At 65.1% G+C, this 22,476-nt stretch carries 26 protein-coding genes; 6 read left to right on the forward strand and 20 right to left on the reverse strand.

Annotation, left to right across the window (positions count from 1 at the left end; genetic code table 11):
* Positions 1-27: 27 nt before the first annotated feature.
* The 3 genes from AC07Y0_RS08485 to hemN all read right to left on the reverse strand — a co-directional run bounded on the left by AC07Y0_RS08485 (position 28) and on the right by hemN (position 2,261).
* Entirely contained in the window at positions 28-501 is a 474-nt protein-coding gene (locus tag AC07Y0_RS08485) for a 3-hydroxyacyl-ACP dehydratase FabZ family protein (protein ID WP_498676307.1), read from the reverse strand.
* A 26-nt stretch (positions 502-527) separates the two neighbouring features.
* Positions 528-806, reverse strand: coding sequence for an acyl carrier protein (locus tag AC07Y0_RS08490; protein ID WP_003502893.1), 279 nt, complete (start codon positions 804-806; stop codon positions 528-530).
* 105 nt (positions 807-911) lie between these two features.
* Positions 912-2,261 (reverse strand): oxygen-independent coproporphyrinogen III oxidase, encoded by a 1,350-nt coding sequence (gene hemN, locus AC07Y0_RS08495; protein ID WP_498676311.1) that lies wholly within the window; start codon positions 2,259-2,261, stop codon positions 912-914.
* 201 nt (positions 2,262-2,462) lie between these two features.
* Between hemN and AC07Y0_RS08500 the strand changes: the two genes are divergently transcribed.
* Positions 2,463-3,188: a Crp/Fnr family transcriptional regulator gene (locus AC07Y0_RS08500; protein WP_498676313.1), complete on the forward strand. Its 726-nt coding sequence runs from the start codon at positions 2,463-2,465 to the stop codon at positions 3,186-3,188.
* Positions 3,189-3,252: 64 nt separating this feature from the next.
* Here the strand turns inward: AC07Y0_RS08500 and AC07Y0_RS08505 are convergent, their stop codons facing one another.
* The 5 genes from AC07Y0_RS08505 to cobA form a co-directional block, all read right to left on the reverse strand.
* The gene (locus AC07Y0_RS08505; protein WP_498676315.1) at positions 3,253-3,681 is read right to left on the reverse strand and encodes a L,D-transpeptidase; all 429 of its coding nucleotides are present in this window, start codon (positions 3,679-3,681) and stop codon (positions 3,253-3,255) included.
* 141 nt (positions 3,682-3,822) lie between these two features.
* Entirely contained in the window at positions 3,823-4,806 is a 984-nt protein-coding gene (gene cbiB / locus AC07Y0_RS08510; protein WP_498676319.1) for an adenosylcobinamide-phosphate synthase CbiB, read from the reverse strand.
* Positions 4,803-5,807: a threonine-phosphate decarboxylase CobD gene (gene cobD / locus AC07Y0_RS08515; RefSeq protein WP_498676321.1), complete on the reverse strand. Its 1,005-nt coding sequence runs from the start codon at positions 5,805-5,807 to the stop codon at positions 4,803-4,805. The genes cbiB and cobD overlap by 4 nt, the downstream gene beginning before the upstream one ends.
* Positions 5,804-7,111, reverse strand: coding sequence for a cobyrinic acid a,c-diamide synthase CobB (locus tag AC07Y0_RS08520; RefSeq protein WP_498676323.1), 1,308 nt, complete (start codon positions 7,109-7,111; stop codon positions 5,804-5,806). Before AC07Y0_RS08520 ends, cobD begins: the two co-directional genes overlap by 4 nt.
* Positions 7,108-7,950: a uroporphyrinogen-III C-methyltransferase gene (gene cobA / locus AC07Y0_RS08525; RefSeq protein WP_498680202.1), complete on the reverse strand. Its 843-nt coding sequence runs from the start codon at positions 7,948-7,950 to the stop codon at positions 7,108-7,110. The genes AC07Y0_RS08520 and cobA overlap by 4 nt, the downstream gene beginning before the upstream one ends.
* Before the next feature lie 92 nt (positions 7,951-8,042).
* Here cobA and AC07Y0_RS08530 point away from each other — a divergent pair, with 92 nt between their 5' ends.
* Both AC07Y0_RS08530 and AC07Y0_RS08535 read left to right on the forward strand, forming a co-directional pair.
* Entirely contained in the window at positions 8,043-9,173 is a 1,131-nt protein-coding gene (locus AC07Y0_RS08530) for a cobalt-precorrin-5B (C(1))-methyltransferase (RefSeq protein WP_498676324.1), read from the forward strand.
* A complete protein-coding gene (locus AC07Y0_RS08535) occupies positions 9,163-9,852 on the forward strand; it encodes a cobalt-precorrin-6A reductase (RefSeq protein WP_498676326.1) in 690 nt (229 codons plus the stop codon). Before AC07Y0_RS08530 ends, AC07Y0_RS08535 begins: the two co-directional genes overlap by 11 nt.
* Before the next feature lie 58 nt (positions 9,853-9,910).
* Here the strand turns inward: AC07Y0_RS08535 and AC07Y0_RS08540 are convergent, their stop codons facing one another.
* Positions 9,911-10,339 (reverse strand): SRPBCC family protein, encoded by a 429-nt coding sequence (locus tag AC07Y0_RS08540; protein WP_498676327.1) that lies wholly within the window; start codon positions 10,337-10,339, stop codon positions 9,911-9,913.
* Positions 10,326-10,667, reverse strand: coding sequence for an ArsR/SmtB family transcription factor (locus AC07Y0_RS08545; protein WP_498676330.1), 342 nt, complete (start codon positions 10,665-10,667; stop codon positions 10,326-10,328). The genes AC07Y0_RS08540 and AC07Y0_RS08545 overlap by 14 nt, the downstream gene beginning before the upstream one ends.
* A gap of 231 nt (positions 10,668-10,898) precedes the next feature.
* On the opposite strand from AC07Y0_RS08545, the gene AC07Y0_RS08550 reads away from it, so the two are divergent.
* Complete coding sequence (locus AC07Y0_RS08550; RefSeq protein ID WP_498676333.1) at positions 10,899-11,282, forward strand: nuclear transport factor 2 family protein; 384 nt, start codon at positions 10,899-10,901, stop codon at positions 11,280-11,282.
* A gap of 19 nt (positions 11,283-11,301) precedes the next feature.
* On the opposite strand, the gene AC07Y0_RS08555 is transcribed toward AC07Y0_RS08550, so the two are convergent.
* The 10 genes from AC07Y0_RS08555 to AC07Y0_RS08600 form a co-directional block, all read right to left on the reverse strand.
* Positions 11,302-12,264 (reverse strand): nucleoside hydrolase, encoded by a 963-nt coding sequence (locus tag AC07Y0_RS08555; protein ID WP_498676335.1) that lies wholly within the window; start codon positions 12,262-12,264, stop codon positions 11,302-11,304.
* 76 nt (positions 12,265-12,340) lie between these two features.
* Complete coding sequence (locus AC07Y0_RS08560) at positions 12,341-12,796, reverse strand: GFA family protein (protein WP_498676337.1); 456 nt, start codon at positions 12,794-12,796, stop codon at positions 12,341-12,343.
* Positions 12,797-12,880: 84 nt separating this feature from the next.
* Positions 12,881-13,177, reverse strand: a complete 297-nt coding sequence (locus AC07Y0_RS08565) for a DUF1905 domain-containing protein (protein ID WP_498676339.1) — start codon at positions 13,175-13,177, stop codon at positions 12,881-12,883.
* A 15-nt stretch (positions 13,178-13,192) separates the two neighbouring features.
* Positions 13,193-13,975, reverse strand: a complete 783-nt coding sequence (gene cobM, locus AC07Y0_RS08570; RefSeq protein WP_498676341.1) for a precorrin-4 C(11)-methyltransferase — start codon at positions 13,973-13,975, stop codon at positions 13,193-13,195.
* Positions 13,972-14,433 (reverse strand): hypothetical protein, encoded by a 462-nt coding sequence (locus AC07Y0_RS08575; RefSeq protein ID WP_498676343.1) that lies wholly within the window; start codon positions 14,431-14,433, stop codon positions 13,972-13,974. The genes cobM and AC07Y0_RS08575 overlap by 4 nt, the downstream gene beginning before the upstream one ends.
* A 1-nt stretch (position 14,434) precedes the next feature.
* Positions 14,435-16,390 carry a precorrin-3B C(17)-methyltransferase gene (gene cobJ, locus AC07Y0_RS08580; RefSeq protein WP_498676345.1) on the reverse strand — a complete coding sequence of 652 codons (1,956 nt, stop codon included), beginning with the start codon at positions 16,388-16,390 and terminating at the stop codon, positions 14,435-14,437.
* Positions 16,387-17,136, reverse strand: coding sequence for a precorrin-2 C(20)-methyltransferase (gene cobI / locus AC07Y0_RS08585; protein WP_498676347.1), 750 nt, complete (start codon positions 17,134-17,136; stop codon positions 16,387-16,389). Before cobI ends, cobJ begins: the two co-directional genes overlap by 4 nt.
* Before the next feature lie 303 nt (positions 17,137-17,439).
* Positions 17,440-18,684, reverse strand: a complete 1,245-nt coding sequence (gene cbiE / locus AC07Y0_RS08590; protein ID WP_498676349.1) for a precorrin-6y C5,15-methyltransferase (decarboxylating) subunit CbiE — start codon at positions 18,682-18,684, stop codon at positions 17,440-17,442.
* Positions 18,677-19,312, reverse strand: coding sequence for a precorrin-8X methylmutase (locus AC07Y0_RS08595; RefSeq protein WP_498680203.1), 636 nt, complete (start codon positions 19,310-19,312; stop codon positions 18,677-18,679). Before AC07Y0_RS08595 ends, cbiE begins: the two co-directional genes overlap by 8 nt.
* Positions 19,313-19,483: 171 nt before the next feature.
* Positions 19,484-20,896, reverse strand: coding sequence for a sirohydrochlorin chelatase (locus AC07Y0_RS08600; RefSeq protein WP_498676351.1), 1,413 nt, complete (start codon positions 20,894-20,896; stop codon positions 19,484-19,486).
* Positions 20,897-20,964: 68 nt separating this feature from the next.
* On the opposite strand from AC07Y0_RS08600, the gene AC07Y0_RS08605 reads away from it, so the two are divergent.
* Positions 20,965-21,423, forward strand: coding sequence for a hypothetical protein (locus AC07Y0_RS08605; protein WP_498676353.1), 459 nt, complete (start codon positions 20,965-20,967; stop codon positions 21,421-21,423).
* A gap of 185 nt (positions 21,424-21,608) precedes the next feature.
* Entirely contained in the window at positions 21,609-22,394 is a 786-nt protein-coding gene (locus tag AC07Y0_RS08610; protein ID WP_498676355.1) for a TSUP family transporter, read from the forward strand.
* Positions 22,395-22,476 lie beyond the last annotated feature (82 nt).

Consider the following 22,476-nt stretch of genomic DNA (forward strand, 5'->3'; position numbering starts at 1 on the left):
AGAGCCGGGCGCTCCGATGCCGCACTATTAGCGGGCGGCGGCGATGGCGTCCATCAGGCCGATTTCCTCGGCGCGCCTGCGCACGATGTCGGCCAGCGGCACCTCGCTGAAAGGCATGGTGCGGAGCTTCAGCTGCGCGTCGCAGATCTTCTTGCCGTCACTCGAGATCTTCGCCTTGGTCACGGCGAAACCGGAGCCGTCATGTTCCAGCTGGGTCTCGATTTCGAGAACCGCGCCGGGCTCGACGAAGGCGCGCATCTTCGCGCCGTCGACTGACATGAGGAACGGCATGGCCGTGAAATCCTTGGCGGCCAGGACCAGCATGCCGGAGGCTTGCGCCATGGTCTCGATGAGGAGAACGCCCGGAACGAGCGGCATGCCGGGAAAATGGCCCTCGAAGACCGGGCTCTTCTCGGGCACGACAGAACGGGCCTTCAGCGTGCCGCGGTCGAGGTCAACGGCCTCGACCTTGTCGATCATCTGGAAATATTCGAGCAGCATGAAAAGACCTCCGCCCTATCGGCGGTTCAGCCCTTGGCCGCCCGCAGTTCGTCGATCTTGGCGCAGAGGTTCTTGAGCACGAAGTATTCCTCGGTCGAAACCTTGCCTTCGTTGACTTCCTGGGTCCACTGCTCGAGCGGGATCTTGATGCCGAATTCCTTGTCGATCGCAAAGACGATGTCGAGGAAGTCGAGGCTGTCGATGCCGAGGTCGTCGATCGTATGGCTTTCGGGCGTAATCGTCTCGCGATCGATTTCGCTCGTCTCAGCGATGATGTCGGCAACTTTGTCGAATGTAGCGGTCACGCCAATTACCTCATATGTCGAAAATCTTTGTTCCACATAGGGAAAACGATTCTAAATGCCAATGGGAAGTTTGGCCGCCGGCGAAATTTGCTGCCGAAGTGTTGCTCAAACAGCAATCGAGTGACGGCCCTTCCCGGTGGAGAGATAGCTGTCGAACACGGCCGCGACGCTGCGGGCAAAGGGCTTGCCCGCCTCGGTCAGGCGGAACTCGTCGCCGACGATCTCACAGATCGCATCCGGATTCGAAGCCACATATTGCCGCGCTTCCGCAATCACCGTCTCACCGATTCCGGGATAGAGCTTGCGCACGGTCGCGAAGGAGAAGGCGAAGCGGCACATGATCTCCTCGATCACATGGGCGCGCAGCCGGTCGTCTTCGGTCAATTCGATGCCGCGCACCACGGTCAGGCCGTCCGTTTCCGCCATGCGCTGGTATTCGCCGGTCGCCGGCATGTTCTGGACATAGCCCTGCGGCAACTGGCCGATCGAGGAGGCGCCGAAGCCGATCAGGGCTTCCGCGGCGTCATCCGTATAGCCCTGGAAATTGCGACGCAGCTTTCCGTTGCGTGCGGCCACCGCCAGCCGGTCTTCGGGCCGTGCAAAGTGGTCGATGCCAATCGGCTCGTAGCCTGCGGCGACCAGCATGTCGGCGGCGCGGGTCATCTGGGCAAAGCGCATCTCGACGTCGGGCAGCGCCTCTTCGGGAATCATCGTCTGGTGCTTCTTCATCCACGGCACGTGGGCATAGCCGAACAGCGCGATGCGGTCGGGCGACAGCGAGACGATGTCGTCGACCGTCGCCTCCAGCGTTTCCATCGTCTGGTAGGGCAGGCCATAGAGAATGTCGCAATTGACCGAGTGGACACCCCTCGCCCGCACCGCGTCAACCACGGACTTGGTCTGTTCGAAGGTCTGGATGCGGTTGATGGTCTTCTGCACCTTGGGATCGAAGTCCTGGACGCCGAGGCTCGCCCGCGTCATGCCGATCGCAGCCAGCGCGTCATAGCGCGGCTCGTCGAGATCGTTGGGGTCCATCTCGACGCTGATCTCGGCATCGTCGCGGAAATCGAAGGCCGCGCGGAACGCCGTCATCAGGTCGATCAGGTCTTCAGGCTTGAGCATGGTCGGCGAACCGCCGCCGAAATGCAGCGCGCTGACCCTCGCGTCGCGGCTGACCAGGCTGCCGACCTTGGCGATCTCCTTCTTGAGCGAGGCGAGATAGCTGGCGATCGGCTCGTATTTCAGCGTGTGCTTGGTGTGACAGGCGCAGAACCAGCAGAGCCGATCGCAATAGGGAATGTGCACGTAGAGCGACAGATCATGACCCGCGCCCAGTTCGCCGAGCCACTGCGCATATTTGCCGCAGTGCACGCCCTCATGAAAATGCGGCGCAGTCGGATAGCTGGTGTAACGTGGAACAGAGCCGGAATACTTGGCCAGCAGGGAGTTTTGCATGTCTTGCGCCATTCATTTTAACGTCGTCTTAGACTTCTTGGTAGCGCCGCAAACGTCACGCGCCTTTGACTTCGATCAATTTACTGGTAGATTTGTCGGACTGCTCGCACTGAAGTGTCACGGGCATCGCCCATAAGGCTCGGGAGGAGTGAAATCCGGGCTTGACCTTGCGGCAGTTTGGCGTCAGACGGGATCAAAATCATGGACGCGCACAAGAAACATACAGGCGAATGCGAGGCGCCGGCAGTCTGCAAAGCCTGCGAGGCCCGCCATGGCGGCATTTGCGCGACTTTGAGCTCTTCCCAACTCGTCGAACTCAACAAGCACTCCACCCGCCGCAAAGTCGATCCCGGCAACGAAGTCATCGGCCAGGGTGAACGCGTGGGCAGCTACAGCAATATCCTGAACGGCGTGGTCAAGCTGTCGAAGATGATGGCGGACGGCCGCCAGCAGATCGTCGGCCTGCAGTTCGCGCCCGATTTCCTCGGCCGGCCGTTCTACAGCGAAAGCTCGGTCACCGCCGAAGCCGCAACCGAAACCGAAATCTGCTCCTTTCCCCGCCCGATCATCGACCGCATGGTCGGCGAGACACCGGACCTGGAGCGAAAGCTGCATTCGCAGTCGCTCAAGGAGCTCGACGAGGCTCGCGACTGGATGCTGACGCTCGGCCGCAAGACCGCGCAGGAGAAGGTGGCGAGCTTCCTCTACCTGATCGCCACCCATATCGACCCGGAAAAGGGCAGCGCGACGACCTTCGACCTGCCGCTGTCGCGCGCCGACATCGCCGACTTCCTCGGCCTGACGATCGAGACGGTGAGCCGGCAGATGACAAAGCTGCGCAAGGACAACATCATCGTCATCGAGAACAATCGCCATGTGATCGTTCCCGACCCGCGCCGCCTGCGCTACGCAGCCGGCAACGACTGACGCGCCGACCGTCCGGGGCGACCGTCCGGGGCGCCGTATCAGCTCCACTCCCCGAAATTCCCCGTCAGCGCGTGACGATGATCTTGGTGTTCTTCAGCCCGTTGTGGGTCGCCATGGAGAAGAACTGCGCCGCATTGTCGGGATGCAGCCGCACGCAGCCGTGCGAGGCAGGCCGGCCGAGGCGCTTCAGATCGTAGGTGGCGTGCACCGCGTAACCGCCATGGAAGAAGATCGCATAGGGCATGGGCGCATTGTCGTACTTGCGCGAGCGATGGTTCTTCGAGGCCCATTTGGCGCGGTAGTTGCCGAGCGGGGTCACGTAACCCTTGCGGGCGGTCGAGACCTTCCAGCGATGCCTGACGATGCCGTTCTGCGTGACCGTCATGGTCTGTTTGGAAATGCTGATGCTGGCGACGAGGTTGCTGGCCGAGGCCACCATCGGCTGAACCAGCAGGCACAAGGAGGCCGAGACGGCCAGAAGCAGTTTACGCATGATCTTCCCCCAGTCTTTGTCTCCGCCCCCGGGGCGGCTGCTTACAGGGGGGACCATAGTATAAATTCGAATAAATGCGATTAAGCGGCAAGGATAAGATTGGTTTAACGGCGGTGTTCAGTCAAAGGCCTGCGGCAACCTCTAGACGACGAGGCCTGCGCCAAGAAGAAGCAGCGCCAGAACTGTCAGTGCCGAGCAGCTTGCGTAGAACAGTGCGACGCCCGTCTCGATGTCGCCGGCGGTGGCGACCGGCCGGCCGGAACCGTTGATCATCGGTTCGCTGACTCGTTTGCCGCCATAGATGCGCGGGCCGGTCAGCTGGATGTCGAGCGCGCCGGCCATCGCCGCTTCGGGCCAGCCGGAATTGGGCGAACGGTGCAGGCCGGAATCGCGCAAGGTCACCGACAGGGACCGGCGCGCCGCCTGCGAACCCTGCAGCGCCCAGGCCGCAGCGGCAATCAGCAGGCTGGACAAGCGCGCGGCCGGCCAGTTGGCGAGATCGTCAAGGCGGGCCGAGGCCCAGCCGAAATCGCGATACTTGTCGCTTCTGTGGCCGATCATCGAATCGGCGGTGTTCAGCATCTTGTAGGCGAGGATACCGGGCAGACCGGCGAGCGCATACCAGAAGGCCGGCGCCACGACGCCATCGGCGAAATTCTCCGCCAGGCTCTCGATCGCCGCGCGGCAGACCCCTGGTTCGTCGAGCGTCTGCGGATCGCGGCCGACGATGAGCGCGACCGCGCGCCGTCCGCCGTCGAGCCCGTCGGTCCGCAGGCCCAGAGCGACGGCCGCGACATGATCGCCGAGGCTCTTCTGGGCGAGGAAAACGGCGACGACCAGAAGTTCGAGAACAAAGCCGACGACGCCGAGGGCCCGAAACAGGTCCGACAGGACGAGACCGACGACGATGGACAGGGCAAGTAGCAGGACGATCGACACCACACCATTGCGCCTCCGCGTCGCGGATGCCAGCGTGTCGAGGTTGAGACGGCGGTCGAAGAAGGCAATGCCGTGGCCGAACAGCACGACGGGATGCGGCAGACGGGCCCAGAGCGCCGGCGGATCGCCGACGATACGGTCGAGAACGAGCGCGCCGAAAAGAGCGGCGAGGATCCAGATCGTCATCGTCCGCTCCACATGGCAAGTGCTGCCGCAAGGCGTTCGTCCGACGCCGTGTCGGGCGTCAGTCCGAAGCGCAACCAGGTCAGCGCGTAGTCGAACTTGCGGGTAAGAATCTGCGCATGGCACAAATGCGTATGCAGTTCGGCTGCCCGGGGATCGTTGACGAGGGCGAAGAGCGAGGTTCCGCCTTCGACTTTCAATCCGGCATCTGCGAGCACTTGCCCGAGTGCTGCCCGGCGCTCGGCGATGTTGCGGCGGAGCGGCTGCGGATCGGCGGACAAAAGATCGGTCGCCACCGAAAGCGCCGGCCCGGAGACCGCCCAGGGTCCCAGCCAATCGGCGAAGCGCTCGAGAATGTCGTCGGCTGCAATGACGAAGCCGAGCCGCAGGCCGGCGAGGCCGAAGAACTTGCCGAAGGAACGGAAGACGATGAGGTTCGGTCGCGTCGAAACCGCGCCGGCGAGGCTCGTCTCCGGCGTGCAGTCGCCGAAGGCTTCATCGACCACGAGGAAACCGCCCTGCCCGGTCAGCCGGTCGGCCAGAGACAGAAGATCTCCCGGCGCATGCAGCCTGCCGGTCGGATTGTTGGGGTTGACGACAACGACCAGCCCAGAACGCAGTTCGACATCATCCAGCGTCGCCACCGCATCGACCGTAAAGCCGTTGGCCGAGAGCACGCGGCCGTATTCGCCATAGGTCGGCGACAGAATCGCGGCGCGCCTTTCAGTGTCGGCGAGCCTGGGCAGAAGCTGGATCACCGACTGCGTACCGGGAGCGGGAAGCGGCAGGATGTGGCCCGAGCCATAGAAGGCCCGGGCGGCGTGACGCGTTTCGTTCAGCAGGTCATGGTCCGGCAGGCGGTGCCAGATGCGGTCGGGAATGGCGGGCAAGGCCGGCGGACAGGGATTGAGGCCCGTTGACAGATCGAGCCAGTCCCCCGGCTGTCCGCCATAAAGCGCTGCGGCCGCACCGATGCCGCCGCCGTGGGCGATCCGGCCGCTCATGCAGCACCTTGCCGAATGTCGATCAGGTGCATGAAGGAGCCCGCGACATTGTCGCGCCGGAGGCCCACGTCTCCGAGCGATGCGCCGAGCGCGTCTTGGGCGGCGAACAGCCGGTCGGCGGCGCCTTCCGACACGATCGAGGCATAGTGGAACTCGTGCGCCGTCATCGGCGAGGCAAAGAAGGTTTCATCGAGAGGCGTGATGCGGCGATAGCCGAGATGGCGCTTGCGGGTGGCGTAGCTGGTGACCAGTGGCAGCAGGCCCAGCATCGGGTGCACGGCGCCCTCGGCATCGATGAGCGCATCGCCCAGAACCATATAGCCGCCGCACTCGCCAAAAACCCTCGCGCCGCGCATGTGGGCTTCCAGCATGCCGGTGCGGAAGGTCGAGGCTGCGGCCAGCGTCCCGGCATGCAGTTCGGGATATCCGCCCGGCAGGTAGACCGCGTCGGCGTCCGGCGCCGGCACCTCGTCGGCGAGCGGCGAGAAGAATGCGATTTCCGCCCCTGCCTCCTGCCAGCCGCGCAGGATATGGGCATAGGAGAAGGCAAAGGCGATGTCGCGGGCGACGGCGATCTTCTGGCCGAGCGGCGGCAGGGGTGCCACGGCGGGCGGGATGGACGCGCGGGGCGAGGCTTTGGCCGCATCCAGCAGGGCGTCGAGGTCGCAGCCATGCTGGATAACGGCGGCCGCGCGCTCGATGAAGGCTTCGAGTTCGCCATGCTCGCCGGCCTGCACGAGACCGAGATGGCGCTCGGGCAGATGCAGACTGGGATCGGATCGCACCACGCCGAGCACCGGCATGGCGATGTCTGTCAGCGCCTGGCGCAGCATGGTTTCGTGGCGGTCGCTGCCGACACGGTTGAGGATGACGCCGACCACGCGGGTGTCGGTGCGGAACTTGGCAAAGCCGCTGACGAGGGCCGCGACCGAATGGGACGCCTTGGCACAATCGACCACCAGCACGACGGGCAAGCCGAGGAGAGCTGCAAGATCGGCGGCCGAGCCTTCACCGTCCGCCGCGCCGTCGAACAGGCCCATCATGGCCTCGACCACCAGCAGCCTGCCCTGCGCCGCATGGCCGGCGGCATCGGTCCGCAGCAGGTCGTCGCGCATGGCCCAGGGATCGAAGTTGAGGCAGGTTTCGCCGCTTGCCGCCGCATGGAAGGCGGGATCGATATAGTCCGGACCAGCCTTGCCCGGCGCGATCGCCACGCCGCGCTTCTTCAGCGCCCGCAAGAGCCCGAGCGTCACCGTCGTCTTGCCGGAGCCGGAGGACGGCGCTGCGATCAGCAGGCCGTTCATGCGCTGTCCTTCTTGGTGCCGGAGGCGAAGGGATCGGGCAGCAGCTTGCGGCCGGAGAGTGCACCCAGCCAATCGAGCGAGGGACGAAGCCGCACCACCTCGCCGACGACAACGATGGCCGGCGGCTCCAGCCCGGAGGCGAGCACGTCGGCTTCCGCCCGGCCAAGCGTGGTTTCCAGCACCTGCTGCGAGGCGGTCGCGGCATCGCAGACGAAGGCGACGGGTTCGTCGGGCGAGCGCCCGGCGCCGATCAGATGGGCGCTGATCGTGGCGATGTGTTTCATCGCCATATACATGACGATGACCGGCGAACCGCGGCCGATGGCGTCCCAGTCGATCCGGTCGGGCACGACGCCGGAGCTGTCATGGCCGGTCAGGAAGGTGACGGCGTGGTTGATCTCGCGGTGGGTGACCGGGATGCCGGCATAGGCCAGGCCGCCGATCCCGGCGGTGATGCCGGGCACGATGCGGAAGGGCACGCCGTGGTCGATCAGGGTCAGGGCTTCCTCGCCGCCACGTCCGAAGACGAAGGGGTCGCCGCCCTTGAGACGCAAGACCCTGTGGCCGGCCTTGGCAAGCTCGACGAGGCGCAGCGAAATATCGCGCTGCTTGGCCGACGGCTTGCCGCCGCGCTTGCCCGCATATTCGAGGAGCGCGCCCGGCCGGGCAAGTTTCAGGCATTCGTCGTTGACCAGCGCATCGTGCACGATCACGTCGGCCTCACCCAGCGCCTTGGCGGCGAGCAGGGTCAGCAGGCCGGGATCGCCCGGGCCGGCGCCCGCCAGCCAGACGTGGCCGGGCATGATCGTCGCAAGCTTGGAAAAGGGATCGAAACTCATGGACATGCTCTAGGCTCCGCATGGCGAAATTGCAATCGCGAAGGCCGCTGACGGCGCTTCCGGATGGCCCCGCGCTCGCCTATAACGGGACCATGAGCCAACCCGACAAAACCGCCGCGCTCGCGGCCGACGAAGGCCGCATCGCCAAGCCCGAAGGCCCGCTTAGGACCGGCTGGACGACGGGCGCCTGTGCCACGGCGGCCACCAAGGCGGCGCTGACGGCGCTGATCACCGGCGAGTTCCCGGATCCCGTCACGATCCGCCTGCCGCGCGGCGAGGAGCCGGCCTTCGCGCTGGCGCTCGAGGCCCTTGGCGATGGCTATGCGATGGCCGGCATCGTCAAGGATGCCGGCGATGATCCGGATGTGACGCATGGGGCAACCGTAGTCGCCTCGGTGCGTCCGCTTCCGCCCGGAAGCGGTATCCGCTTTGCCGCCGGCGACGGCGTCGGCACCGTAACGCGACCGGGCCTGCCGATCGGCGTCGGCGAGCCGGCGATCAATCCGGTTCCGCGCGCGATGATGACGGCCGAGGTCGAGGCGCTCTGTGCGCAGCACGACCTGCCCGCCGATGTCGAGATCACCGTGTCGATCCCGGGCGGGGACAAGATCGCGGAAAAGACCTGGAACCTGCGCCTCGGCATCGTCGGCGGGCTCTCCGTGCTCGGCACGACGGGCGTCGTCCACCCCTTCTCCTGCGCGGCCTGGATCCATTCGATCCATCGCGGCATCGACGTCGCCCGCGCCGAGCGCATGCGACACGTGCTCGGCGCCACCGGCTCCACTTCGGAGAAGGCGGCGCAAGCGTTTCACAATCTTCCGGACGGCGCGCTGCTCGACATGGGCGACTTTGCCGGCGGCCTGCTCAAATATCTGCGGGTGCATCCGGTGCCGCGGCTCACCATTGCCGGCGGGTTCGCCAAAATGGCCAAGCTCGCCCAGGGCGCGCTCGACCTGCACTCCTCCCGCAGCCAGGTGGACAATGAAGCGCTCCTGTCACTGATCGACGGGGCGGTGCTCGCCGAGCCCGTACGAGAGCGAATGCTGCACGCGAACACAGCCTTGGAAATACTTGAACTAGCAACTGAAAATGAAATTGACGTGGCCTCCGCGGTTGCCCGCGCCGCCCGCATGACAGCGATCGCGACCCTGCGCGGCGCGCCGGTCGAGGTCGACGTGATCGTCACTGACCGCCAGGGGAAGATCATTGCCCGTGCCGCCTGACGCAAAGCCGAGGGTACTGATCCTGGGCGGAACCGCCGAAGCGACGGCCCTTGCGGAACAACTCGTCGCCCGCGGCGACGTCGCGGTCGTCACCTCGCTTGCCGGGCGCACCGCCCATCCGGTGCTTCCACCCGGCGAGGTGCGCATCGGCGGGTTCGGCGGCGCGGCGGGCCTGGCCGCCTATATCCGCGACAACGGCGTGACGCGGATCATCGATGCCACACACCCCTTCGCCCGGCGGATCTCGGAAAACGCCATCCAGGCGGCGGCCGAGACGGGCATCGCGCTCGAGCATCTGGTTCGCCCCGGATGGGAGCGCCAGCGCGGCGACCGGTGGCAGGAGGTTTCTTCGCTCGAAGAGGCGGCGCAGGTCCTGCCGGCTGGTGCGACCGTGTTCCTGGCGCTCGGCCGGCAATATCTCGACGCCTTTGCCGCACGGAGCGACTGCCGCTTCGTCATCCGCATGGTCGACGCACCGGAGAAACCGCTGCCGTTCGCCGACCCCGTGCTGATCCTCGGCAAGCCGTCGGCCGACCCGGGGCGCGAGGCCGAACTCTTCGCCGCCCACGGCATCACCCATCTCGTGTGCCGCAATTCCGGCGGCGCATCGGGCTACGGCAAGATCGTCGCGGCGCGGGAAATGGGATTGCCGGTGGTGATGGTGGAACGGGCCGAATAGAATCGGGGCCGGCACGGGCCGGGGCCTTGCGGCCCCGACCCCGACGTCTTCGGGCGCGTCAGGCAAGGCCCCTGGCGAAATTGCCGAGGATCGCGTTCCAGCCTTCGACATGGCCGTTGCGTGCCTGCTCGCTGCGGAACTTCACCTGCTTCAGCGTGATCTCGGTCATGCCGGGCTGCGGCTCGGCGAAATCGATGGTGACCACGCTGTCATCCAGCGAGTGCGGCGATTCCCAGGTGAATGCCAGACGGGAATGGGGATCGATCTCGAGATAGGTTCCGGCATGGGGGATTTCCTTCTCGGGCGTCTTCATCACGATCGAGAAGCGGCCACCCTTGACCGGATCGGTCGTCACCCGGGCATCGTCGCCGGTGGTGCCCGGCGGGCGCATGAATTTTGCCAGGGTCTCGGGCGAGAGCCAGGCGTTGAAGACCTTTTCCCGCGAGGCGGCAATCGTGCGGCTTACTGTCAGTTCAAGTTCGCTCATGGTCGTTTTCCTCTGAAGCGAGTGCATTTTCCAGCGCCGAAAGGCGCAGCTCCCAGATGGACTTCAGTTGCGCGAACCAGCTCTCAGTCAGCTGCAGCGGTTCGAGCTCGGCCGTGATGAAATGTTCGCGACCCATCGTCCGGCGGGTGACCAACCCCGCCTCCTCCAGTACCTTGATGTGCTTGGAGACTGAGTTCAGCGACATGTCGAAATGGGCGGCGAGCGCGGTCACTCTCAACGCGCCCTCCTGAACAAGCAGCGTCAAGATTTGTCGCCGCGTGGTGTCTCCAGCGGCTTTGAGAATGCGCGACAGAGCGTCTTCGTCCATTTGTTCACCCTATTGGGTGAATATATGAGACTCACCCAATAGTCAACCATATGGGTGATTATTTTCAAGCAAGCATACCGATACCTCTCGGGAACCGTTTTGCTGTTCCGGCGGCAAGTGCATCCGTGGCAAGGTCGGCGAAAGGACCAGGACGCCGAACGCGCATCGGAGGCGCCCCCCTGTGCCAAGATTGGCGTGCCGGTGATAGTCGGTTCATGAAAGGAATTCTTTTTGGACAACAGCGCCTCGAGCGACATTGCTCACCCCGTTCGGATGCAATTGGACGCCTACAACGCCCGCGATATCGACGCCTTCATTCAATGGTGGGCGGACGACTGCAAATACTACGCCTTCCCTTCCACTCTTCTCGCGGACGGCAAGGCGCAGATTCGCGCGCGCCACATAGAACGTTTCAAGGAGCCGAACCTCTGCGGAAAACTGCTGACGAGATCGGTTGTGGGAAACACGGTCGTGGATCATGAAACAGTGACCCGTACCTTCCCGGAGGGGCCCGGAGAAGTCGACGTCATCTGCATCTACGAGATAGAAGGCGGAAAGATCGCCAAGGCGTGGTTCAGGCTCGGTGAGCCTCGGCTGCACTCACCGACGACGTGACCGGCCGCAGGCTGCCTTCCTACGCCTCCTTCACCCCCACGATCGTGTCGTGGATGAGTTGCAGCACGCCGTCGGGATCGATACCCGTGCAGATCTTCTGGCTCGGCAGGTGATCCCAGACGCTCGGACCAAAGCCCATGTAGTCCGGCTTCTGGATCGTCATGCCGTCGGCGATGCCGCCGCAGACCACGCGGACCGAACCCGAACGCGTCTTGAACAGGTGCGGTGCCACGACATAGGCGCAGGCGCAGCTGTCATGCACGACCATGCCGTCGGGCACACGGCTCTCGTAGAACTTGATGTAGAACTGCGACAGGTCGAACAGCAGGCGGGCGCGGCTGGTGCCGGCCGCATCGCGGATGTCGGCGAGCTGCCGGCGGGTCATCACCGTCTGCGTCGTCACGTCGAGGCCGACGATCACCACCGGCCAGTCGGCGGTGAAGACCATGTCGGCGGCTTCCGGATCGCCGTGGATATTGGCCTCGGCCGCCGGCGTGACATTGCCGTTGACGTCGAAGGCGCCGCCCATGATGACGACTTCCTTGACCAGCTCGACGATGCCCGGATCTTCCTTCAGCGCATTGGCAAGGTTGGTCATGCGGCCGACGGCGACCAGCGTCACCTCGCCCGGATTGGCGCGAATCGTCTCGACGATGAAGCGGTGGGCCGGGCGCGGGTCAAGCGGCAGGTCGATGACATCCGGCACGCCGATATTGCCCAGCCCGTCGTCGCCGTGGATGAATTTCGGCGGCTCGTGGCTCACGCGATGCGGAATGAAGGTCTCGCCGGCACCCCGGGCCACCGGCGCGGCGATCTTCCACTCGCGCTTGAGGAACAGCGCGTTGCGCGTCGTCGTCTCGATCGACGCATTGCCGAAGACGGTGGTGATCCCGACAAGATCGATCTCGTGATGATGGTGGAGGAAGAGCAGCGCCATGGCGTCGTCGACGCCCGGATCCGTATCGAAAATGACCTTGTGCATGTGACCGCCGGGATGCTGATGGAATGAAGAAACGAAGCGCCTGTCTTAGCGCATGTGTCGCCGGATGGCCAAGCTGTCAGCCGCCGGCTTCGGCGAATTCGGCCATCAGGCGCGGGAAGTCCTCCATCGGCGGAAACTGCGGATAACTGTGGCGCGCCGGCGTCTGCACCCAGGACAATTTTTCGCTGACGCAGGTTTCCATGAAGGGGGTGAAGGCCGCCGCATCGTCCAGCAGGGTCGAGCGGACATTGACGAAAGGTCCCATGGCGTCGAAGCGGGTGAACATCCAGCTCAGGCAATGCGGGCAGAAGAAATGGCGCAGATCGCCGTGCAGGCCGCCGATCACGGGCTCGAGGCCGCTCACCTCGACCTTGCCTTCCGGATAAAGCGAACTCAGCGAAAAGGCGCTGGCAGTCATCTTCTGGCAGCCGGTGCAATGACAGGCCATGGTCATCACCGGCCGCCCCCTCACCTTCAGCTGCACCTTTCCGCAACGGCAGCCGCCGCCCGTCACATCACCGTCGAACGCCATTGGACTCTCCTTGGTCTCATGCCGGCACGATAGCGCCCGGACGCGAAAGAATATTGGCACACCGCGACCAGATCGGGACGCAATTCATGGCAGGAGGGCGATCCTGACTTTGATCCGGTCACCGGCCTTCAGTCGTGCCGCCTTGCGGACCGCTGCCTTGACCGGGAGAACATAGCTAGACGATGCCTTTTCGGGAAAGAGCGAGGTCCGGAACCCGACGTCGGCGATTTCCGCCGTCACCGCCACCATGCCCCATCCCGACCGGCTGCTCTCGGTGGCGCAGCGGATGGCAAAGCCGACATCCGCCGGCAGGGTGACGAAATGCCAGGAACCCTTGCCGCCGTACTCGAAGAGATCGGCCTCGAATTCCCAAGCCTCCATCGCCTACCCCCCGGATCACACGTCTGTTTTCTTTTTCTTCTTTCCCACATTGCGCAGCACGTGGGAGAATTCGGAATTGTAGAGGTCGCTGTCGCGGAATTCGACATGGCCGAAGACCTTGCCGACCATGATGAGGGCCGTGCGGGTGATCTTCGCCTTGCGCACCTCCTCGGCCATGTCCTTCAGCGTGGTGCGGATCAGAAGTTCGTCCGGCCAGGTCGAGCGATAGGCGATGATCACCGGGCAGTCCTCGCCGTAATAGGGCGTCAGCGTATCGCGGATATGGGTGAGGTTGCGGATCGACAGGTGGATGGCGAGCGTCGCCCTCGACTTTCCGAGGATTTCCAGCGTCTCGAATTCCGGCATCGACGACGCCTTCATCTCGGTGCGCGTGACGATCACCGTCTGGGCGATCTCGGGAAGCGTCAGCTCCGTCTTCAGCCGCGCGGCGGTGGCGGCGAAAGCCGGCACGCCCGGCACGACGTCGTAGGGGATGTTCAGCGCATCGAGTCTTCGCATCTGCTCGGCGATCGCGCCATAGATCGACGGGTCGCCGGAATGCACACGGGCGACATCCTCACCGCGGGTATGGGCGGCTTCCATCTCGGCGACGATCGCGTCCAGATGCATCGGGGCGGTGTCCTTGACGATCGCGCCTTCCGGCGCCGCCTGCACGATCTCTTCCGGCACCAGCGAGCCGGCATAGAGGCAGACCGGGCAACGCTCGATGAGCCTCAGGCCCCGCACGGTGATGAGGTCCGGGGCGCCTGGGCCGGCGCCGATGAAATAGACGGTCAAAATCTTCTTCCTATGGCTTTGTTACGCATGTCTGAGAGGACAGTCTGGGCGATGGAGAACAGTGCAGTTTGGCACTCATCCATCTCCTTTTGAGTGTTTGCCGACAGGTAGTTCATCAAGGCCTCATCAAACCGCCTATGGTTCGGATCGCTTGGGTTCAAAGTTAATCGTAGGCGATTAGCCGTGATTTGAAGCTGTACAAGGTACTCAACTGAATTGAAGTCTCGATCTGCGCTTGCGCGAGCTACTACAAGACTTTTGGAAAAGACCTTCGACAACTCGTCGCGAACTCCGTCTATCCATCGCTCGCGAAACTCAAGAACGCGTAGCTGGTAAGCGTGTTGCGTATTCCACCACAGGGTAATCACCCCGCTTAGGGCACCGAAGAATGCAATGAGTACAAGCAACGCATCCTTGTGATGATCTACGTAGTCAAGCCATCCCAATTCTGGTGACATACTAAGTCCCCTTCATCCCCGTTTCCGCTTTGCCCGAGTAGCCGCGCGGCGTATAGACCCAGGTCTTGCCGTCGCCGGTCGTGACCGTGCGGCTTTCCGACGAACCGACGACCACCACCGTCAGCATATCGACGTCGTCGACGTTGAGCGCGCCGAGCGGAACAGTGCGCACATGCTCGCCCGGGCGGCCGAGATTGGTGGCGAGGATGACCGGCGTCGAGGCCGGGCGGTATTCGAGCAGCTTGTCGCGGGCCCAGGCGAGCTGGGTGCGGCGCTTCATCGACACGGGGTTGTAGAAGGCGATGACGAAATCGCCCTCGCCCGCCGCCTTCACCCGGCGCTGGATATGCTCCCAGGGCGTCAGGAGGTCGGAGAGCGAAATGGTGCAGAAGTCGTGGCCGAGCGGTGCGCCGATGCGGGCGGCGGCGGCCTGGAGCGCCGAGATGCCCGGCGAGACCTGCACCTCGATGCGCGACGCCGCATCCGAAATGCCGCCCTTGTCGAACAGTTCGAACACCAGCGTCGCCATGGCATAGATGCCGGCATCGCCGGAGCAGACGAGCGCTACGGTCTTTCCTTCGCCCGCCAGTTCCATGGCATGCACGACGCGCGCCTCCTCCTTGCCGAGGTCGAAGTCGTGGCGCGTCTTGCCGCTGGCGAGCGGGCCGAGCAGGTCGAGATAGAGCGAATAGCCGACCAGATCGGTAGAGGCCAACACCATGGCCGAGACCTCCGGCGAGCGCCACTGGTCGGCGCCGGGACCGATGCCGACGACGTAGAGGGTGCCGCGCGCCCGGCCGATCGTGGCCGGATCGACGGTCGCGGCGCTATGGGCGATCGCGGCGGTCACGCCCTTCGACTTGATCTTGGGGAAGACGAGATCACCGGACGGGCCGACGCCGGCAAGCGCCGCACCTTCGGCGACGCCATGGCAGCCGACCTCGGCAAAAACGACATCGGACGGGTTCTGCAGCCTGGGCGCTTCCTCTTCCAACCGCGCGGCGGGGAAGAAGCGGGCCGGCACGCCGAAATGGGCGGCGACGTCGTGGATCGCGGTTTCATCGGCCTTCACGTCGATCGAGACGACGGCGGCGAGGCTCTGCCAGGCGAGATCGCCGTCCGCCAGAGCCTGCTCGGCCAGCGCGATCGCTTCCTCGCTCGACGCATGGCGTTCGCAGCCCATGCCGAGCACCAGCGTCTTCGGATGATAGACGAGTTCGAGCGGACCGGCGTGTTTGGGGCGGTCGGTAACCGTCAGCGTCACCGTGCCGTCCGCGGCGAACGGGATGCGGGAGGCGATGAGCCAGGCGGCGAGCGCCGCGCTTCCCTTCTCCCCAGCGGGGAGAAGGTGGTCCGAAGGACCGGATGAGGGGGCCGAAGGGCCGACCTTCTCGGGTGCCGCCCCCTCACCCGGCGCTATCGCGCCACCCTCTCCCCGCTGGGGAGAGGAAATAACGAGCTGCGCCTTCGCCCCGGCCACCAGCTCCGCCATCACCGCCTTGGCATCCGCCGGATTGGCGAGCACGTAGCCCTGCGGCGGCTGGTCGAGGGCAATGCCGAATTTCAGGTCGCCGGCGGTGGTCACCGCGGCATGGGCATCGAGGGCTGCGGCGATGGTGCGGGCAAGATCGTTGGCGCCATGGTGACCGCCGAGCAGCGGAACGACCGAGGCGCCATCCTCCGAGACGGCGACGACGGCGGGCTCGGTATGCTTGTCGGCGAGCAGCGGCGCCAGAATGCGGATCAGCGCGCCGGAAGCCATCACCGCGACGATCGGCCGGCCGGCGGAGAAGAGCGCCGCCAGATGCGCCTTTGTCTCGTCGAAAGCGACGTCGACATGCGCGGTTCGGGCGCGGGCGCCGTGGAGTTTTGCGCCGATCGCATCGGCAATCCTGCGGCCGAGCGCATGGCTCGCATCGGACAGGATGACGACGGCGGGTTCTGATGCGAGAGTCATGGGTTCATTCCGTTATGGCGGGCCGTTGCGGCGGCAAGCGATGCATTCCAGCCCTCCCCGCCCTTGTAGATCAGGATCATCGAGAAATAGGGCGCGACGTCTTCCGCGACGGCAGAGAGCGGCAACACGCGCTGTTCGGGCAGGCTGACGCGCTCGACATAGCCGGCGCAGGCGGTCAGCCCCATGGCCTCGATCAGCGCGCGGATGCGGTGAAAATGCCGGCCGACCTTGATGACGGCGACGGCACCGGCCGCGTTGATCCGGCTCCTCAGCGTCTCGTCGTCGAGCGGTCCCGGCACGATGGACAGCACGTCGTTGCGCGCGGCAAGCGGCCGCCCGAGGGCGGCGGCTGCCGCCATCATCGATGATACGCCGGGCACGATCTCGGTTTCGTAGCGGCCGGACAGGCGCTCGAACAGATACATGAAGGAGCCGTAGAAGAAGGGATCGCCCTCGCAGAGCACGGCGACGTCGACGCCCGCATCGAGATGGCGCGACAGCGTCTCGGCGGCTTCGTCGTAGATCTCCTGTGCCGGAAACCGCTCGACCCGCATGGGCACGACGATCGGCACCTCCACCTGGTGGAATCTCAGGTAAGCGGCGGCGATCTGGCGGGCGAAGCTCGGGCCGGTATCGGGCGCCGGATAGGCGACGACCGGGGCTGCGCTCAGGATGCGATGCGCCTTCAGCGTGATCAGTTCCGGATCGCCGGGGCCAAGGCCGAGGCCGTAGAGTTTGCCGGTCATTGCTCACCTCCGCGGGGTCTGCCCCTCATCCGGCTGCCGCCACCTTCCCCCCGTTGCACGGGGAGAAGGACGATGGGGCCGGCGCAGCGATCACCGGTCTTGCTTCGCAGAAGAGCATTCGCCGACGGCGGCCAGGCGTCCCTTCTCCCCGCCTGCGGGGAGAAGATCCCGGCAGGGGGATGAGCGGCGGTCGATCTCAAGGCGCGAGGCACTCTACGGACGGCGCATGGCTGGAGATTCCCGATTGAGCGGTAGCGGACCGGCAGGTCGGAGGGGTGTCGGACGCCCGAGAGGATGACCATGCTATTGCTCCCCCTTCGTCACCGACCACATCGTCACCGGCATCAGCGACTTCCAGCCGCAATAGCGGCCGACCGGGGCGGCGCGGGCGACGGAGAGGCGGATCAATTCGCCGCCGAAGGCGCCGCGCAGGTCGGCGAGGCGCGCCTCGCCCTCGATCGTCACGGCGTTGGCGACCAACTGGCCGCCGGGCGCCAGGGCGTCCCAGCACGCCTCGAACAGACCCTCGTGATTGATGCCGCCGCCGATGAAGATCACGTCCGGCTCGTCCAGTCCTTCGAGCGCCCCCGGCGCTGTACCCTCGACGATCTCCAGATCCGGGACGCCCAGCGCATCCGCATTGGCGCGGATCATGGCAATGCGCTCGGCCTTGCCTTCGATGGCGATGGCGCGCGTGCCCATGCCGGTGCGCATCCATTCGATGCCGATCGAGCCGCAGCCGGCTCCGACGTCCCAGAGCAGCGCATTGGGAAAGGGCTGGAGCTGCGACAGGGTGACGGCGCGGATCTCGCGCTTGGTCAACTGTCCGTCATGACGGAAGGCTTCGTCGGGCAGGCCCGGCACCGGCGAGAGCAGCGGCGATTCGGAGGCGCAGTCGATCGCCAGCGTGTTGAAGTCGGACAGCGGCGGCGTGTTCTCCAGCATCTGCTGCGCCGTCATCACGGTGATCCGCTCGGCATCGCCGCCCATGTGCTCGAGTACGGACAGCATCGAGGCGCCGAAGCCGCGCTTTACCAGAAGGGCGGCGGCGGCGATGACGGTCGAAGCATCGGAGGTCAGCGCCAGGATACGGGCGCGCGGCAGGAGATGGCGGTTCAAGTGCGTGAGCGGGCGGCCATGCAGGGAAATCTGCGCGACCGACTGCAGCGGCCAGCCCAGCCGCGCGGCCGCCAGCGAGAAGGCCGAGGGCGACGGCAGGATGATCATTTCTTCGACCGGGACATAACGCCTAAGCGTCGCGCCGATGCCGAAATGCATGGGATCGCCGGTGGCGAGAATGGTGACCGGCGTGCCGCGTAGCCGCATCACCTCGCTGAGCGTCTCGCGGAAACCGGCGCTCCAGCTGAGAATGCGCTTCAGGCCCGGCAGATGCGCGCCTTCCAGCACGCTGTCCAGCCGCTCGCCCAGCACAATCGTCTCGGTCTGCCAGAGCAGCGCCTGGGCCTGCGGCGTCAGGCTGGCAAGCCCGTTGTCGCCAATGCCGATGATGGTGAGCCAGGGTGTCGTTTCGGCCGTTCTGTCAGTCATTGGCGCCGAGCCCCCCGGCCAGTGCGTTGACGGCGGCGGACGCCATGGCCGAGCCCCCTCGCCGGCCGCGAACGGCGATGAAGGGAATGCCGCGACTGTCGGCGATCAGTGCCTCCTTGCTTTCGGCGGCACCGACGAAACCGACCGGCAAGCCGAGGATGAGGGCCGGCTTCGGCGCACCGGCATCGAGCCGCTCCAGCAGGCGGAACAGCGCGGTCGGCGCATTGCCGATGGCAACAACGGCGCCCGCCAGATGTTCGTCCCACAGGTCGACCTGGGCGGCGGAGCGGGTATTGCAGATCGCCTCGGCCTTCGGGCGCACGCGTGCGTCGTTCAGCAGGCAGATCACCTCGTTCTCCGCCGGCAGCAGGCGGCGGATGATGCCGTGGCGAACCATTTCGACATCGCAGAGCACGGGCGCGCCTTTGGCCAGCGCCGCCGCTCCGGCCTCGAAGGCGCCGGCGGAAAAGGCGATGTCATCGGCGAGATCGGTCATGCCGCAGGCATGGATCAGCCTGATCGCCAGCTTTTCCATGCCGCCGGAAAACCGCGTCAGATCCGCTTCCGCGCGGATCGTCTCGAAGGACTGGCGATAGATCTCGGCGGGATCGCGGATGTAGTCGAGGATCGTCATGAACCGCCCCTCATCCGGCTGCCGCCACCTTCTCCCCGCTCGCGGGGAGAAGGGACGTGTGGCAACGCCCGGGCCTCGTCCTCCTTCTCCCCGTCAGGACGGGGAGAAGGTCCCGGCAGGGGGATGAGGGGCCGATGCCCGCCAGCGATCGTGCCACCTGCCCCATCACTTCTTCTTCTGCATCGACTTCGGGCCGAGCGGATGGTCGGCATGCGGGTACGGGGCGTGATGGTGGTCGTGGTGACCGTGATCATGGGAATGGCCTCCGGCATGATCGTGATCATGACCGTGGCCGTGACTGTGACCATGGTCATGATCATGGCCGTGTCCGTGCGCATGGGCGTGATCGTCATGTTCATGGGCATGGCCATGGTCGTGATGGTGGTCGTCGTGGCCATGCTCGTGACCGTGATGATGGCCGCAGCCGCAATTCGGACCGTGCTCGTGGACATGTGCCTTGCCGCTCGACGGCGCGCTCATCACGGCCTCGAGTTCGGCGTCGGGGGCGGCGTTCATCAGGTGGCCGTACTTGCCGCCGAGCGTGGTCGAGGGGGCGTAGTCGAAGGCCGGCTCAAGGTCGTTCGGCTCGGCATGGGAATGAACGGGTGTCCAGGGCAAGCCGTGCTCCTTGCAGAAATCGGGGTCGCGGCAGGAGGCGTCGCAGTCGCCTCCGCACGGACAGTCTTCCAGGCCGCCGCCAATGCCTTCGACATGGTGGTGATGGCTCTGCTGCGGCTGGCCGATATCGGCCTCGAAGCCCAGAACCTGTTCGCGGTACTTGCACATCTGGCAGTTCATCACCGCCGCGCCCTCGAGGATTTCCTTGACCCGGTCCTGGAAGGCGTCGAGCACCAGCGGATGGTCGTTGAGATAGCTCGCCTTGACGAACTGGATCTCCGGGTGACGCGCCGCCACTTCGTCCGTGTAGGAATAGATGCGCTTCACCAGCACGCCGGTGAAGAGGAAATACGGGAAGACGATGATGCGCTTGTAGCCTAGCTTCGCCGCATGGGTGAGCCCCGGCTCGACCAGCGGGAAGGTCACGCCCGAATAACAGGTCTCGCCCCAGCCGAAGCCCATGCCCTCCCAGAGCATGCGCATGACCTTGGAGGCGTTGGAATTGGCGTCCGGATCGGACGAGCCGCGGCCAACGACCATGAGCAGCGTGTCGTGCTTGTCGACGAAGCCGAGTTCGGCATTGGCGGCATCGACCGCCTGCTGGATACGGTCGCCGGCGGCGCGGATCATCTTCAGGTCGATGCCGAGTTCGCGGCCGTAATTGATGACCATGCCCGGGTTCTGCGCCTGGTAGGTGTTGAGCACCGAGGGAATGTCGTTCTTGGCGTGGCCGGCGGCAAAGAGCATGCCCGGAACGGCGAGCACGCGCGTCACCCCTTCGGCGCGCAGCTTGTCGAGACCGGCCGAGATCACCGGATTGCAGAATTCGAGATAGCCGTATTCCACCGGCATGTCGGGATTTCTGGCCCGCAGCGCCTCGGCGATGATGGCGAATTCGCGCGCCGCATTCTGGTTGCGGCTGCCATGGCCGCAGACCATGATTCCGAGTTTTTCCGACATGAACAGGCCTCCTGCTTCGTTTTCCTCATGTACGAAGCGCCGGAGCCCGTAACGAAACGGAGGACTCCATGGCCTTTACGGACAGCTCCGGAATTGGCCCCCTGCTTGGGTCGGCCGCACCGGACTATTTCCAGCCTGTCGAACAGGCGCCGTCGCACATGACAAGAGCTTTAGCCAGTCGGCCCCATCAGGTCAAACCTGTTTGCGCCATTCTATGGGCCATCCGCGCTCGGACCGGCGCGACCGACCCCGGGACCGGACGGAGGTATATTTCCCGAGTCACGGAACTTTCGCCGGTCCACGGCATTGCACGATGTCGTCCTGAGCCCAGGACCACGCATTTGGAGCACCACGAAATGTATCTAAGCCGCCCCACCCAGGCCATTTTCCTCGTCGCGGTTCTTCTGGCCATCGCGGCCCTGTTGATCTTCCTCAACATCGTGCCGTTCGCGGCCATCCCTTCGTTCTGGATCATGACGGCCGCCTTCGTGTTGCTGCTGCTCGGCAATCTCGTCAAAGGCATGTGATCCCGGCCAGCCTGGAGTTCGCCCCCTTAGGCCGGCTGCAAAGCCGAATCGGGGCGACTTCCCGGCCGTTGGTCCGCAAAGGCAAGAGGGCGCGCAATCGGGCTTTTTGTGCCGTCCGGTTTGTGCGATAGGGGCAGTCGGGCGAAGTGATCCGCCTGCCGTTTCCCTCCGTGCGGACTTTTGCCTTGCCCGAAATCCTGTTCTCCACGCTGCTGCTGCTGTTCATCGCCGCCTTCCTGGCCGGCTTCATCGATTCGATCGCCGGTGGTGGCGGACTGATCACCATTCCGGCCATGCTGATCGCCGGCATTCCGCCGCTCCAGACGCTCGGCACCAACAAGCTGCAGTCGATGTTCGGCGCCGCTTCGGCGACGATCGCCTATGCCCGCAAAGGCCATGTGGATCTCAGGAGCCAGCTGCCGATGGCGGCGCTGGCCGGCCTTGGCGGTGCCATCGGCGCGGTGCTTGCGACCGTGGTGCCCGGCGACGTGCTGCGCGCGCTCATGCCCTTCCTTCTGGTGGCGATCGCGCTCTATTTTGCACTCAAGCCCAATCTCTCGGACGTCGACCGCCACCAGCGCATGACGCCCTTCCTGTTCGGCCTGAGCTTCGTACCGCTGATCGGCTTCTACGACGGCGTGTTCGGCCCCGGCACCGGCTCCTTCTTCATGTTGGCTTTCGTCTCGCTCGCCGGCTTCGGCATGCTGAAGGCCACGGCCCATACCAAGCTCCTGAACCTGTCCTCCAATCTCGGCGCCTTCCTCGTCTTCCTGGCGAGCGGGGTGGTCCTGTGGAAGGTCGGGCTCCTGATGGGGCTCGGCCAGTTCCTCGGCGCGCAGGCGGGCTCGAAGCTCGCCATGAAGAACGGCGCGAAGCTGATCAAGCCGCTGCTGATCGTCACCTGCGTGGCGCTCGCCGCCAAGCTGCTGATGGACCCGACCAATCCGGTGCGGGTCTGGGCGGGGTTATGAGACGCCGCGAGACAATCGGCCCTCGATTACCTCCGAGGTAATTGATGCTATGACGCTCCTTGCCGATGATCGGGCTGCCTGG

The sequence above is a fragment of the Allorhizobium sp. GW101-3B10 genome, from assembly GCF_059424725.1.